At 63.0% G+C, this 14,440-nt stretch carries 14 protein-coding genes; 9 read left to right on the top strand and 5 right to left on the bottom strand.

Going from position 1 to position 14,440, the window contains the following annotated elements:
• The first annotated feature begins 4 nt into the window (after positions 1–4).
• From ACWHXT_RS13055 to lpxL, 6 genes are all read left to right on the top strand, one after another.
• Positions 5–637 (top strand): protein-L-isoaspartate(D-aspartate) O-methyltransferase, encoded by a 633-nt coding sequence (locus ACWHXT_RS13055; protein ID WP_447956154.1) that lies wholly within the window; start codon positions 5–7, stop codon positions 635–637.
• Positions 634–1,575, top strand: coding sequence for a DUF368 domain-containing protein (locus tag ACWHXT_RS13050; RefSeq protein ID WP_447926703.1), 942 nt, complete (start codon positions 634–636; stop codon positions 1,573–1,575). The genes ACWHXT_RS13055 and ACWHXT_RS13050 overlap by 4 nt, the downstream gene beginning before the upstream one ends.
• Positions 1,576–1,607: 32 nt before the next feature.
• Positions 1,608–2,684, top strand: a complete 1,077-nt coding sequence (locus ACWHXT_RS13045) for a peptidoglycan DD-metalloendopeptidase family protein (RefSeq protein ID WP_447926702.1) — start codon at positions 1,608–1,610, stop codon at positions 2,682–2,684.
• A gap of 163 nt (positions 2,685–2,847) precedes the next feature.
• Positions 2,848–3,822: an RNA polymerase sigma factor RpoS gene (gene rpoS, locus ACWHXT_RS13040; protein ID WP_447529570.1), complete on the top strand. Its 975-nt coding sequence runs from the start codon at positions 2,848–2,850 to the stop codon at positions 3,820–3,822.
• A 160-nt stretch (positions 3,823–3,982) separates the two neighbouring features.
• Entirely contained in the window at positions 3,983–5,080 is a 1,098-nt protein-coding gene (gene alr, locus ACWHXT_RS13035) for an alanine racemase (protein WP_447956153.1), read from the top strand.
• Between the two features lie 11 nt (positions 5,081–5,091).
• Complete coding sequence (gene lpxL, locus ACWHXT_RS13030; RefSeq protein WP_447956152.1) at positions 5,092–6,006, top strand: LpxL/LpxP family Kdo(2)-lipid IV(A) lauroyl/palmitoleoyl acyltransferase; 915 nt, start codon at positions 5,092–5,094, stop codon at positions 6,004–6,006.
• Between the two features lie 206 nt (positions 6,007–6,212).
• Here lpxL and speD read toward each other — a convergent pair whose 3' ends face one another.
• The 5 genes from speD to ACWHXT_RS13005 form a co-directional block, all read right to left on the bottom strand.
• Positions 6,213–7,007 (bottom strand): adenosylmethionine decarboxylase, encoded by a 795-nt coding sequence (gene speD, locus ACWHXT_RS13025; protein ID WP_447529568.1) that lies wholly within the window; start codon positions 7,005–7,007, stop codon positions 6,213–6,215.
• 146 nt (positions 7,008–7,153) lie between these two features.
• Positions 7,154–7,582: an OsmC family protein gene (locus ACWHXT_RS13020; protein ID WP_447529567.1), complete on the bottom strand. Its 429-nt coding sequence runs from the start codon at positions 7,580–7,582 to the stop codon at positions 7,154–7,156.
• Between the two features lie 66 nt (positions 7,583–7,648).
• Positions 7,649–8,038: a gamma-glutamylcyclotransferase family protein gene (locus ACWHXT_RS13015; protein WP_447956151.1), complete on the bottom strand. Its 390-nt coding sequence runs from the start codon at positions 8,036–8,038 to the stop codon at positions 7,649–7,651.
• A 29-nt stretch (positions 8,039–8,067) separates the two neighbouring features.
• Positions 8,068–8,724 (bottom strand): N-acetylmuramate alpha-1-phosphate uridylyltransferase MurU, encoded by a 657-nt coding sequence (murU, locus tag ACWHXT_RS13010; RefSeq protein WP_447956150.1) that lies wholly within the window; start codon positions 8,722–8,724, stop codon positions 8,068–8,070.
• The gene (locus ACWHXT_RS13005) at positions 8,721–9,728 is read right to left on the bottom strand and encodes an aminoglycoside phosphotransferase family protein (RefSeq protein WP_447956149.1); all 1,008 of its coding nucleotides are present in this window, start codon (positions 9,726–9,728) and stop codon (positions 8,721–8,723) included. The genes murU and ACWHXT_RS13005 overlap by 4 nt, the downstream gene beginning before the upstream one ends.
• A gap of 70 nt (positions 9,729–9,798) precedes the next feature.
• On the opposite strand from ACWHXT_RS13005, the gene ACWHXT_RS13000 reads away from it, so the two are divergent.
• Genes ACWHXT_RS13000 through pdxA form a run of 3 tightly spaced genes read left to right on the top strand, consistent with a single transcriptional unit; the run spans position 9,799 to position 14,395 of the window.
• The gene (locus tag ACWHXT_RS13000; RefSeq protein WP_447956148.1) at positions 9,799–12,246 is read left to right on the top strand and encodes an LPS-assembly protein LptD; all 2,448 of its coding nucleotides are present in this window, start codon (positions 9,799–9,801) and stop codon (positions 12,244–12,246) included.
• A gap of 56 nt (positions 12,247–12,302) precedes the next feature.
• A complete protein-coding gene (locus ACWHXT_RS12995; RefSeq protein WP_447529562.1) occupies positions 12,303–13,340 on the top strand; it encodes a peptidylprolyl isomerase in 1,038 nt (345 codons plus the stop codon).
• Entirely contained in the window at positions 13,340–14,395 is a 1,056-nt protein-coding gene (gene pdxA, locus ACWHXT_RS12990) for a 4-hydroxythreonine-4-phosphate dehydrogenase PdxA (RefSeq protein WP_447956147.1), read from the top strand. The genes ACWHXT_RS12995 and pdxA overlap by 1 nt, the downstream gene beginning before the upstream one ends.
• The last annotated feature ends 45 nt before the right edge of the window (positions 14,396–14,440 follow it).

The following is a 14,440-nucleotide window of genomic DNA, read 5'->3' as shown; positions in this document are numbered from 1 at the left end:
GGGCATGACGTCCCAGCGCACGCGTAATCGTATGGTCGAACGTCTGGTGGGCCAGGGCATTACGAATACCCGGGTGCTCGAGGTGATGGCCCGCGAGCCACGCCATTTGTTCGTCGACGAAGCGCTTGCCCATCGCGCCTACGAAGACACGGCGCTGCCGATTGGCTGCGGGCAAACGCTCTCGCAGCCGTTTACCGTGGCGCGGATGACCGAACTGGTGCTAAAGGCCAGGCCGCAGCGCGTGCTGGAGGTGGGCACCGGGTCCGGGTATCAGGCGCTCATTCTGGCGCGGCTGGTGCCCTCGCTCTACTCCGTCGAGCGTATAGCGACGCTTGCCGGCCGCGCCGCCAAGCGGCTCGAGTATCTGGACGCCCGCGTCCAGCTGGCCCTGGCCGACGGCGGCGAAGGCTGGCCGCAAAAAGGGCCTTTCGACGTGATTTTATTGACCGCCTGCGCGCAGTCGCTCCCGGAACCCTTGTTGGAGCAGCTAACCCGCGACGGCGTACTGATTGCCCCGCTGGAAGCGCCGGACGGCAGCCAGTGGTTAACGCAGGTCAAGCGTATCGGCGGCGCCTTCGAGAAACGAAGACTCGAGCCGGTACGGTTTGTCCCTTTATTGCAAGGAGTGGTGGATTGAAGCATCGACGCTTGGGCGTATTTTTCAAAGGCGCGGGGATGGGCGCCGCCGACGCGGTCCCCGGTGTCTCCGGTGGCACCATCGCCTTCATTACCGGTATTTATGAAGAGCTGATCCATACCATTCGCCAGTTCGGCCCCAGCGCCTGGGGGGCCTGGCGCCGGGGTGGCTGGCGCGGGCTTTTTGCTCACCTCAACCTGGGGTTTTTGCTACCGCTACTGGCGGGCGTTGCGGTGAGTCTGGTCAGCGTAGCGCATGTGGCGCTTTGGCTGATGCAGGCGCATCCGCTCTTGCTCGACGGTTTCTTTTTTGGTTTGGTGGCCGCCTCGGCGCTGGTGGTCAGCCGCGCCACCGGGCGTTGGCGGCTTATCTATATACTGCCGCTTTTGGCCGGTTTTCTGCTCGCCCGCGGGCTGCCGGCGCTGATGCCGCTTATTTTACTACTGGGTAACGAGGCGCTGATCGTGATGACCGCCGGTGCCATCGCCATCAGTGCGATGCTGCTGCCCGGGGTCTCGGGGAGCTTTTTGTTACTCACCATGGGGCTTTATGGCACCATCATGGGGGCTATCAAAAGCCTTGATATGAGTATTATCATGCTGTTTGGCGTGGGATGCCTCGTCGGCTTGATGCTTTTTTCACGGTTTTTGGGCTGGCTTTTAAAGCGCTACCACGCGGGCACCATGCAGCTATTGCTTGGCTTCATCGTCGGCTCGCTACCGGTGCTATGGCCCTGGCGCGAACTACTGAGCTACCAACAGGGGCCAGAAGGGCAGATGATTCCACTGGCTCACCGCTACTTACTGCCAAGCGAGTACGCCGCGTTGACCGGCGCTTCCGCCCAGGTGGTGGGCGTGGTCGCATTGATGCTCGTTGGGGCGCTTCTGGTAGTATTACTCAATCGGCGTGCAGCTCAAAGGCCACGCAGTTCGACATAAAGCGCGCGGCGTTGAAAAGGAGTAGGGTTTGCATGCGTAAGGTTTTGACACTGTCTTTGTTAGCGCTGGCCGTTAGCGGCTGCGCGAACCAGCAGCCACACACCCCGCAGGTACGGGACTTGAGCGAGGCGAGGCGCGCCGTGGAAGACTCGCCTCAATACACCGTCGCCCCGGGCGACACGCTTTACGGTATCGCCTGGCAGCACGACCTGGACTACCGCGAGCTGGCGGCGCTCAACGACATCGACGCGCCTTACCAGATCCATCCGGGCCAGACCATTGCGCTGCGCCAGGGAGCGGGAAGCGCGCCGGCGCGTAATCAGGCCTCCCATCAAGGCGGTGACGCTCAAGCGTCGCGTCAAAGCGGCGCGGTCGCCACGGGCTTGAACTCGACGACCGTAGCGGCCAGCAATCAGGCTGCCAGCCAAAGCGACGACCAGCAGATGGACTGGCTCTTGCCGGATGAAAGCGCGATCGAGCGTAATCAGCGCATCAATGCCGAGCGGGGCGAAAGCGAGACGCCGGATGGCCCGAGCGCCAGCGAGCCCGAAACGGCACAGGACGCCCCGCAAAGCGAGTCGCCCCAGGCGGACGAGCGCCCCCCGGAGCCCGAACCGGAACCCGAGCCGACGCCGGAACCCGAGCCGGAACCCGAACCCGCCGCCGAGCCAGAGCCCGAACCGGCGCCCGCCGCTTCCGCGCCGGATCGCTCCTCGCGAAGCTTCACCCCGGTCGACGATGTCAACTGGCGCTGGCCCACCGATGGGCAGGTGAGCGGAAACTTCGGTGAAGGCGGTACGATTACCGCCGGGATTGATATCACCGGACAAAAGGGGCAACCTGTAAGAGCCGCCGGTCCTGGCATCGTGGTATACGCCGGTAGCGGTGTGCGGGGTTACGGCAACCTCATACTGCTCAAACACAACGATCAGTATCTAAGCGCCTATGCTCACAACGACAGTTTGAGCGTCAGCGAAAACGATGTGGTCGAAGCGGGAGAAGTCATTGCCACGATGGGCGATAGCGATACCGACAGCGTCAAACTCCATTTTGAGGTGCGCCGCGATGGCCAGCCCCAAAACCCCTTGGAATTTTTACCATCGCGCTAACGCGTTCTCTCTAAACGGCTTGGTAAGGGCGCTCGGCGCCATTGGAAGAACCCGGATAGCTTGATAAGAGCGTCATATAACAATAACGGTGTACGCGCACATTGAAGTGCGACCACCCATACTTTTCTACATGGCGGTTAGGCAAGACAACGGGGGTAAGACCATGAGTATGCTGGAGAAGGACCTACAGGAGGTTGACCTGGAGACGGTGGAAGAAGCGTTGGACGACGCTGAAGACACCGCCACCGAAGAGGAAAACGCCTTCGAAAAAGCGCTGGGTCGCGAGGATCGTCAAGCGACCCAAAGCCTGGACGCTACGCAAATTTATCTCAACGAGATCGGTTTTTCGCCGCTGTTGACGCCAGAAGAAGAGGTCTATTACGGCCGTTTGGCGCGCAAGGGTGACCCGCTTGGGCGCTCGCGAATGATCGAATCGAACCTGCGCCTGGTGGTAAAAATTGCCCGGCGCTACCTCAATCGTGGCCTGACGCTGTTGGATTTGATCGAGGAAGGCAATCTGGGTCTGATCCGCGCCGTCGAAAAGTTCGACCCCGAGCGCGGTTTTCGTTTTTCGACCTACGCGACCTGGTGGATTCGCCAAACGATCGAACGGGCGCTGATGAACCAGACCCGCACCATTCGTTTGCCCATTCACGTGGTCAAGGAACTCAATATCTACCTGCGCGCCGCGCGGGAACTCACCCAAAAGCTCGACCACGAGGCAACGGCGGAAGAGATCGCCGAACACCTGGATAAACCGGTCGAAACCGTCAAGAAGATGCTGGGGCTCAACGAGCGCGTCTCCTCCGTGGACTACCCCATGGGCGGCGAAAGTGACAAGCCCTTGATCGATACCCTGGCAGATGACGATGTCTCCGGCCCGGAATCGCTTCTGGTGGATGGGGACGTGCGCGAGCACGTGGATCACTGGCTCGACGAGCTGAGTGAAAAGCAGCGTGAAGTCGTGGTTCGCCGCTTTGGCCTGCGCGGACACGAATCGGCGACCCTCGAGGAAGTCGGCGCTGAAATCGGCCTGACCCGGGAACGGGTTCGTCAGATACAGGTGGAAGCCTTAAAGAAGCTTCGCCGCGCGCTGGAAAAACAGGGTCTTTCTCTCGACGCTATTTTCGAGAGCTAATACCCCCAGCGAGCCTTACAAAAGGCAAGACCTAACGCACCGGATTAACTATCCGGTGCGTTAATGTTAGTGGGCTACCCATTCGGGCGCCTTCAATATCCGATTTCATGAACGACCGTCGTCAGGCGCCGCGAGACGTCTGTAAGTGAGAACCGTTAAAATGCGCCCGCTAGCGGCCCATATCGATTTAGACGCGCTGCGTCATAACTATCAGCTAGCCGCGGGCTGCGCGCCCCAAAGCCAGTCCGTTGCGGTCATCAAGGCCAACGCCTACGGCCACGGCGCGCTTGCCTGCGCCCGCGCGCTGGCGTCCCAGGTGCCGGCCTTCGCGGTGGCCTGTATCGAAGAGGCCATCACCCTGCGCGAGGGTGGCATACAAGGGCCCATCGTGCTGCTTGAAGGCTTTTTCAGCGCCGACGAATTGGCCCTGGTGGATACCCTTGGCCTATGGGTCAGCGTGCACAGCGACTGGCAGGTCGAGGCGCTTTTAGCCTGCACGCCCAAAAAACCGATCCCCGTGTGGGTGAAGGTGGATTCGGGGATGCATCGGCTGGGCTTTGACCCAGAGCGTGTGAAGCAGGTATGGCACCGCCTGAGCACCGCGCCTCAGGTGGGCGCGCTTCATCTGATGAGCCACTTCGCCACGGCGGATGCCGGCGAGCGTGGCTATTTCGACCGGCAAATGACGACGGTCAAAGCGCTCGCTGAAACCCTCGGCGCTTCGCTTTGCCTGGCGAACTCTCCCGCAACGCTTGCCCACCGCGCCGCCCACGGCGCCTGGAACCGGCCCGGCGTGATGCTTTACGGCAGCAATCCACTCGAGGTGGATAACGCCATCACCCGCGCGCTTCGCCCGGTCATGAGCCTGCGCTCAGAAATCATCGCCCTGCGCAGTGTCGAAAAAGGCGAGCCGGTGGGCTACGGGGGGCGCTGGTTAGCGCCGCGGCGCTCGCGCATCGCCGTGGTGGCCGCAGGCTACGGTGATGGGTATGACCGCCACGCCGTTGACGGCACGCCGGTACTCGTCAACGGTCAGCGCTGCCCCATCGCCGGGCGGGTGTCGATGGATATGCTCACGGTCGATGTGAGCGATATCGACGCCGGGATTGGCAGCGAGGTGGTGCTTTGGGGCCAAAGTGCCCACGGGGCGTTGCTGTGCGTCGATGAAGTGGCCCGCCACTGCGATACGATCAGCTATACGCTGTTGACCGGGGTCTTGCCTCGCGTGCCGCGCATTTACAGCGGCGCGCTCACTTAACGGTTACTGGTATGTCTAAAAAAACGTTTCCCCGCTCTTTCGCGCATCCGCGCTACTGGCCCACCTGGGTCGCCATTGGCGCGATGTATCTCGTCGCCTGGCTGCCCTGGCGGCTTAAGCTTTGGATCGGCAAGATGATCGGCCTGCTCGCCTGGGCGCTGATCAAACGCCGGCGCCACATTACCGCCACCAATATCGCGCTCTGCTTTCCCGAGAAAAGCGTTGATGCCCAGCGACAGCTGGTCAAGGAGACCTTCATCGCCAACGGGATCGGGCTGGTGGAAACCGCCACCGGGTGGTGTCGCAGCGCGCAGGGCTTCAGGCACCGTGTCGCCTATAACGGCGAGGAGCACCTGGCCCGGGCGAAGGCCCAGGGCAAGGGCGTACTGGTGGTTGGCATTCACTTTTCGACGCTGGATTTGGGCGGGGCGCTGCACTCGCTCTTCTTCCCGGCGGACGTGGTGTACCGGCCCCACAACAACCCGCTGTTCGAGCGTTTCATGACCCGTGCCCGTTCGCGCATTTTCGGCCAGGCCATCGACCGCCACGACCTGCGCGGGGTGGTGCGCCGTATCAAGGCGGGCCATATCGTCTGGTACTCGCCGGATCAGGATTTCGGCCGCGATGTCAGCGTCTTCGCGCCGCTATTCGGTCAACAGGCGGCGACCATTCGCTTGACCTCCAAGATCGCCCGTATGACCGGCGCGCCAGTGGTGCCATTGATGTTCCATAGAAACCCGGATAACCGCACCTATACCATCGAGTGCCTGCCCGCCTTCGAGAACTTCCCGAGCAAGGACGAGGTAGAGGATGCCACCCGGGTCAACCAGTTCATCGAACGGGCGATTCGCAAACACCCGGAGCAGTATCTGTGGCTGCACCGGCGCTTCAAAACGCGCCCGGAAGGAGAGGAAAAGGTTTACTAGCCGAGGATCGATACAAAGCTATGCGCTCAGTGGGAGGAGGATCGTGTAACCCGTAGCGGGGGTCTTTCGCCAGGGAAGGCGAAAGTAGCTTACAGGGAAGTATTCACAGCGCCCCCGCGTAGGGTTGCGCGAGCCTCCGGGCCCGGAGCCGCCATCAAAAAAGCCGACGCGCAGGCGTCGGCTTTTTTGTTTTCGATCGCCAAAGGCTAATCGATATTGCGCGAGTAGAAGATCTCCAGCATCTCCTTGCGCAGGCGGTTTTCGATTTCCCGCGCTTCCTCAAAAGTGATGTCCCGGCGCGAGGTGCCGAACAGGTAGTTATCCAGTTCGAAATCCTTGAGCAGCATCTTGGTATGGAACATGTTGTCCTGATACACGTTCACATCCATCATCTGATACGCCTGCTTGGTATCCTCGGCCAGGTAGTCCTGAATCGAGGTGATGGCGTGATCGATGAAGAGCTTCTTGCCGTCCACATCCCGGGTGAAACCGCGTACCCGGTAGTCGATGGTGACGATATCGGAATCGAAGCTGTGGATCAGGTAGTTCAGCGCCTTGAGCGGGCTGATGTGGCCACAGGTGGAGACGTCGATATCCAGCCGGAACGTGCTGATGCCGTTATCCGGGTGGGATTCCGGGTAGCTATGCACCGTGACGTGGCTTTTATCCAAATGGCCGACCACGGTTTCCGGTAGCGGCCCCGGGCCCGGCTTGGTCTGCGCGGGTAGCGGCTCGTCCAACTCGTGCTCGGCGATCAGCACCGTCACGCTCGCGCCGTGGGGCTCGTAATCCTGACGTGCGATATTGAGCACGTGAGCACCAATGATATTGGTCACATCCTTGAGAATCTGCGTCAAACGCTCGGCGTTATAAAGCTCGTCGATATAATCGATATACTCGCCGCGCTGCTCTTCGGTCTTGGCGTAGCAGATATCGTAAATGTTGAAGCTTAACGAGCTGGTGAGGTTGTTAAACCCGTGGAGTCGGAGATTATCAGGCAATTCCGCGCCTCCTGGTAGCAGTGAAAACACCCCGACGAGCCAGCGCCGGAACCGGATCCGTACATGTTCCTGATTTTACGTTGCCCGGGGACCGGGCGGGCGTATTATGCCCGCCCGGTCCCCGAGTTGCATCCAGCGACGCGATTTTAATCCGCCGCGGCGTCCTGAATTTCGAAGGAGTGAGTCACGTCGACCCCGCCCTTGACCAGCATGATCGAGGCGCTGCAGTACTTCTCGGCGGAAAGCTCCACGGCGCGCTGTACCTGCTTCTCTTTGAGCGCCCGCCCGGTCACCACGAAATGAACGTGGATGCGGGTGAACACCGACGGCACCTCGTCAGCGCGCTCGGCGTCGATCTCCGCTACGCAGTCGGTGACGTCTGCCCGGGCCTTGTCGAGAATGTTGAGCACGTCAAAGGCGGTGCAGCTACCCATGCCCATCAGCAGCATTTCCATGGGGCGGGGGCCGGTATCGCGCCCGCCGTGATCCGGCGGGCCATCGATCACAACGCTATGGCCACTGCCCGATTCCGCCACGAACTGGCGGCCGTCTGTCCACTTCACCCGTGCTTTCACGCGGCTCTCCTCTCTCAACGATTCGTACGTGGCGCGCAGCATAACACGCCTTTGCGCCAACCGGCGCTATCCCTCTACCGGCCAGCCGCCTTCGCCGATGGCGCTCAGTGCGGCGGTATCCGGGTTGTAGAGGTACACCCAAGCGTCGCCAAAGCGAGTGGCAAGCGTGACGCGCTGATACTCGCCGTCAAAGGGCGCTTGTGGGCGGTGATCTTCCAGTACATCCAGCGCCGCCAGGGTCTCTTTACCGACGCGGTAAATCTCCAGCGCGATCCCTTTGGAGTCACGGCGTTTGGCGCCAGGGTAGGGGCCGACGTCGTAGAGCGTAAGGAGCGCGCTCCGGTCACCGCCCAAAAACTCGGCGCCCTCCAGCACGTGGGCGTTGTTGAGGCCTTTTTTCAGCGTGCCGTAAACCGCGACCAGCGGCGTCAGGGCAATATCATCGGCAAGGCTCACGGGTCCTCCTGTCAAAAGGGTGAATCAGTTTAGCGCGCTGCCAAATGGCGTTCGAGCACGCCAAGCCGCGCCGGCGTGCCCACGTCGACCCAGTGGCCGGCAAAGTGCTCGGCGCTGACCAGGCCCTTGGCTATCGCCGCTTTAAAAAGCGGCGCCAGGGCGAAGGCGCCGGCGCTGCAGTTTTCAAACAGCGCCGGGTGGAGAACGCCGATGCCCGAATAGGTGAGCGCGGGTGTGGCCATCCGGGCCAGGCCTTCGATGATGGCGAAGTCGCCCTCCGGGTGTTGTGGCGGGTTATCCACTAACACCAGATGGGCCAGCTTGCCCGGGGCAAGGGTGGGCGTGGGCAGCCAGTCGCACCAGACATCGCCGTTGACCAGCAAAAAGGGCGCCTCGCCTAAAAGCGGTAGCGCGTTGAAAATGCCACCGCCGGTCTCCAAAGGCGTTGGCTCGACGCTATAGCGAATCGAAAGCCCGAAGCGCTCGCCATCGCCCAGCGCCTCGATGATCTGATCGGCGCGGTAGCTTACGTTGATGACGACCTCGTCGATACCGGCCAGGCGTAGGTGCTCCAGGTGGTGCTCGATCAGCGCCTTGCCGCCTACCGGCAAAAGCGGCTTGGGGCAGGTGTCGGTCAGCGGGCGCATACGCGTGCCAAGCCCGGCGGCCAGAATCATCGCCTTCATGCAGTCTCATCCAGCTTTGCGGTGATCGCGGGGCGCAGGGTGTCACGCAGCCAGGTGGTGAACGCGGCGTGCTGGCCAAGTGCTGCCAGGCTGTCCTCGAGGTGGTTCAAAAAGTGCGGCAAACGCGCCAGGTACCCGGTTTTGGCGTCGCGCAGGGTCAGGCGGCAGAAAATCCCCAGCACCTTGAGCGAACGCTGGGCGGCCATGGCGCGGCACTGGGTCAAAAACGTGGTTTCATCGACTTTCGAGCAGAGGCGCCCGTCCCGGCGTGCCTGCGTGTAGAAGTGCCTGACCAGGGCGTCGAATTCGGCGGGCTCGAAGCGCCAGTAGCGCCCGCAAAGAATCGAGATGACGTCATAGCTGATGGGGCCGGCCACCGCGTCCTGAAAATCGATCATGTAGAGCTTTCCGGCGTGGGGCATGAGGTTCATGGCATCGAAATCCCGGTGTACACTCACCACCGGCTGCGCCAGCGCCTGGGCGATCAGGTCGTCGTTCAGCGCGGCCAGGCTTTCCGGCGCCTCGAGGCCAAGCCACTGGGTTAAACACCAGGTGGGGAACAGCTCGAGTTCGCGGCGTAGTAGCGAGGCATCGTACGGCGCCAGAGCGTCAGGGCTGGCGGCGTTTTGCAGCCGACCGATCAGCTCGAGCGCTTCACCGGTGCGCGCGCGGGCGCTGGCGGCATCGGTAAACGCCGCCTGAAGCGGGGTATCGCCCAGGTCTTCGAGCAGCATGAAACCGGCGTCAAGATCGGCGTGGTAGATGGCGGGCACGGGGAGGTTCGCCGCGTGCCATTGCCGGCCGATGGCGACGAACGGCGCCGAGTCCTCTTGCTCGGGCGGGGCGTCCATGACAATTTGTGTTTCGCCTGAGGGCAGTATCAGGCGAAAATAGCGGCGAAAACTCGCATCTCCCCCGGCCGGGGCGAGGGTGAGAGCGGACGGCGCGAGACCGTTTTTTTCAGCGACCCATCGGGTGAGGGCGTCGATCCTGGAAGTGGGCATGCAAGCTCCTTGCTGGTCGGACATCTAGCGAGCTGTATAATACCGATTCTGAATGCCAAGGATAACGAACATGGGCAAGCGATTTACGCGCACTGCGCCGGTAGGACACACGCTGGTGGGCATTTTTGCGCTCACCGCGTATTCAGCGATGGCGCAGAGTGAACCCTTGCCTGCCGAGGCGCTGGACTGGCAACCGTACCGGCCCGCCGAGGCCGAGGGCCAGCTATGCCGCGGGCGCTACGTCATGCCCGGCTACCGGTTACCCGCCGAGCAAAACCCCGAAACGCTCTCGATTGAAACGACACAAGCCGACTACGCCCAGAATGGTGAAGCGCTGCTGCGCGGCGACGTAGTGCTGCGCCGGGCGGATAGCGAGCTTCAGGCCGCGCAGGTTTTTCTGCCGTCCAGCCGGGAACAGGTCGAGGTCGAAGGCGGACTGGCACTGCGCAACGGCCAGGCGCTTTTGCGCGGTGACCAGGCCACCCTGCGTCTCAACGAAGACCGCGGCCGTATCGACGACAGCCGTTTCGTGCTCTACGAGCCCCACCTGCGCGGCCAGGCCAGCCAGCTCGAACAGACCGGCGAAAACCAGTATCGGCTGCACGATGCCCGTTTTACCACCTGCGATCCGGGCGAAAACACCTGGCAGTTGGTGAGTAGCGATATCCGCCTCGATCAGGCCGCGGGCTTTGGCACCGCGCGCAACGCCCGCCTCGAGGTCAAGGACGTGCCGGTGTTTTACTGGCCCTGGGTGCGCTTTCCGCTGGATGAGCGCCGCCAAACCGGCTTTTTGTGGCCGACCCTGGGCTTTTCAAACAGCGGGCTGGACTACGCCCAGCCGTTTTACTGGAACATCGCGCCCAATCAGGACGCCACCATCACCCCGCGCTTGATGAGTGACCGCGGCCTTCTTTTAAACGGCGAATACCGCTACCTGCTCGATGAGAGTCAGGGCATGGTCGAGGGTGGCTATCTGGCCGACGACGGCGGTCGGCGCACCGGCGATAACCGTTTCGAAGGCGAGGATCGCTGGTATATCGACGCCCGCCACCGCGGCCGCGTCAACCCGCGCAGCAACTACAGCCTGCGCTACGGCGGGGCCAGCGACGGGCGCTACTTCGACGACTTCGGCGCCGAGTTCGGCCGCAGCGACCGCGCCGCGATGGAGCGTTTGGCCCAGGTCGACTACCGCGGCGAGCGCTGGCAGCTCGACGCCCGCGCCCAGGGGTTTCAGCGCCTGGAAGACCCGCTAAGCGACAGCGACAAGCCCTTTTACCGGCTACCGAGTTTGACGGCCAACACCAACAACTGGCAGCTCGGGAACGGCTTTTATAGCCAGTGGCGCTCCAACGCCACCTACTTCTGGCGCGATGTCGATGAAACTCTGGTGCCGGAGCGCGAAGCCGCCAACGGCTCCCGGCTTCACCTTTCGCCGGCGGCGGGCTGGCGTTTCGAGGAGCCCTGGGGGTATATCGAGCCGCGCACCGAGTTTTGGAACACCGCCTACGAGCTCGATTACGGCAACCGTGACACCAGTCGCAGCACCTCGCCTACGCGCAGCGTCGCGATTACCTCTATCGACAGCGGCCTGGTGTTCGAGCGCGAACTGGCGCTGGGCGAAAGCGACTACCGCCAGACCCTGGAGCCGCGGCTCCACTACGCCTACGTTCCACGTACCGATCAGGTGGATTTGCCCGAGTTCGACAGCCGCGAGCGCGCCTTCTCTTGGGATCAGCTTTGGTCGCCCCATCGCTTTTCCGGCGCCGACCGGGTGGGCGATCTCAACCGGGTGTCGTTAGGCGTTCAGTCACGTTTGATCGAGGATGGTGCCGGGCGGGACCGGCTGAGCTTCGGCGTCGGCCAAAGCGTGTACTTCGCCGAGCGGCGCATCGACAGCGACGGCGACCCGGATACGCTGCCCGACCGCCCGGAAGAGAACCCGAACGTGAACCCGCAAAGCCGCTACCAGGCGACCCGCGAGCGCTCGCCGCTGGTCACCCGGCTCGATTGGCAGATCAGCGATCGCTGGAGCACCGGCTACGAGTGGCTGTACGATGATCAACGCGAGCAGACCGAGCGCTCCAGCGTCGACGTAGCTTATCGTCATCCCGAGGGCCACGTAGTGAACCTTGGCTACCGTTGGGAGATCGAAGGGTTCGACCCGGGCGTGGTACCCGGTGACGACGGCTTTCGCGACTATAGCCGCGAAGAGTGGGATCTCTCGGTGGGCTACAAGGCCGCCCCGCAGATCGACCTGATCGGGCGCTATCTGTATGACCAAACCAACGACCGGGCGCTGGAGCAGCTCGCCGGTGTGCAGTGGAACGACTGCTGCTACGGCGTGCAGGTGGTCTGGCGCGAGTGGATCGACGATAACGACACCGCCCGAGCAGGGGACGATTTCAGCGACCGCGGGCTGTTTCTGCGCTTCGTGTTCCGCGGTTTGGGCGGCGTTGGCCAGGGAGCGAACACGTATTTCGACCGGGCGGTTCCGGGCTATACCCCGTCACCTTTGTAACGCATGACCATCCAATACCCCGCTTTTATTCAATAGCGACGACAAGAGATTTTTCTATGACGATGAACAAGAGCCTGGCAGGTGGCGGTTTTTCACGGCAGCTAAAGTGGCTATCGACGGCCGGGGCGCTGGCGCTGTGTCTGGGCGCGAGCGCGGCGCTGGTAAGCGTTAATGCCCACGCCCAGGATTTCCAAAATAGCCAACGCCAAACCCTGGACAGCGTGGCCGCGGTGGTCAACGACGGCGTGATCATGCAAAGCGAGCTCGACGAGCGTATGGCGCAGGTCGAGCAGCAAGCCCAGGCCCAGGGCGGGAACCTGCCGCCGCGCCGCCAGCTCCAGGAGCAGGTGCTCGAGCGCATGGTGCTCGACGAAATCCAGCTGCAAATGGCCCGCCAGGCCAATCTGAGCGTCGACGATACCGAGCTCAATCGTCAGCTAAGAACCATCGCCGAATCCAACGGCCTGAGCATGGACGCCTTTGCCGACGCCGTCGAAGCCGACGGTATGTCGCTTGCCGAGGTGCGCGAAGACGTGCGCCGCGAGATGCTCATGCGCCAGGTCCAGCAGCGCCAGATTCAGCAGCGCGTCAGCGTCAGCGACCGCGATGTCGAGCGCTTCCTCGAGCAGCAGCCCGCGCAGCAGGGCCAGGCGTTCATCGAAGAGAGCCAGGCGCGCCATATTCTGGTGGAGCTTACGCCCACCCGCAATGAAGACCAGGCGCGGGAGCGCGCCGAACAGGCCCGCGCGCGCCTGCAGCAGGGCGAGGCGTTCGGTGCGGTGGCCCGTGAACTGAGCGACGACCGGGGCAGCGCCATGAACGGCGGCGACCTTGGCTGGGTACGCCCGGGCCAGACCGTGCCCGCCTTCGAAGAGGCGATGAACGACCTAAGTGCCGGCCAGGTCTCCGCGCCGGTGCGCTCGCAGTTCGGCTACCACATCATCGAAGTGCTCGACCGCCGCCGTCAGGACGTGACCGACGAGAGCCGTCGCGAGCAGGTACGCCAGGCGATTTTCCAGCGCCGTGCCAACGAAGAGCTGCAAAACTGGCAGCGTGAGATTCGTGACCAGGCCTTTGTGGATATCCGCCGGTAATGGCTGAAAGCGCTCCTCTTCCGCTGTTGATCACCACCGGGGAGCCCGCCGGCATCGGCCCGGAACTGGTCCTGATGCTTGCAGCCCAGGGGCGTCTCGGCCCCGAGGTGCTGGCGGTGGGCGACCCCGGGATGCTGCAAGATCGCGCCGCGCGCCTTGGCCTGGACCTGGAAATCGTCGTCGCCGAGGACGGGCATTTGGAGCGCCCCGGCACGCCGCATCTGGGGGTTTGGCCGGTAGCGCTGAAAGCACCGTGCACCCCGGGTGTCCTCGACCCGGCCAACGCCGCCTACGTGATCGAAACCCTCGAGGTGGGCGTTCGCGCCTGCCAGCAAGGCCTGGCCGGCGCCATCGTCACCGCGCCGCTGCACAAGGGCGTGATCATCGACGGCGGCTTCAAGGATTTTACCGGCCACACCGAGTGGCTGCGCGACGCCTGTGGGGTCGACGAGGTGGTGATGATGCTGGCCACCGACCGCGCGCTGCATACTCAGGCAAGCAGTTGGCAGGGCAGTGGGGACCTTCGCGTGGCGCTGGCGACCACCCACCTGGCGCTTCGCGACGTCGCCGATGCGATCACCTTCGAGCGTCTAACGCGGATCGTAACGATTCTTGCCGCCGATCTAACCCGCCAGTTCGGTATTGCCGCGCCACGCATTGCCGTGTGCGGGCTGAACCCCCACGCCGGGGAGGACGGGCACTTGGGGCGCGAGGAGATCGAGACGATCACCCCGGCGCTTACCCACCTGCGTGGCCAGGGCATCGACGTGCGCGGCCCTTTCCCGGCGGATACGCTGTTTACCCCGCGCCACTTGCAAGAGGTCGACGCCGTGCTGGCGATGTATCACGACCAGGGGCTTTCAGTGCTAAAGTATGCAGGCTTTGGTCAGGCGGCCAATATCACCCTGGGCCTGCCGCTGGTGCGCACCTCGGTAGACCACGGCACCGCGCTCGATTTGGCCGGCCGCGGCGTGGCAAACCCGGATAGCCTTCTGGTGGCGCTCAACCTGGCGCGCCGATTAAGCGGGCGCCGCGCCGCCGCGCTGCCCGCTTAGCCGTCACTGGCCCGCCCACACCGTTACATGCTCTATCCTACTCAA

This window comes from Vreelandella halophytica, assembly GCF_968193635.1.
The sequence above is the reverse complement of the archived record's forward strand: the minus strand, read 5'-3'. Positions and strand labels throughout refer to the sequence as shown.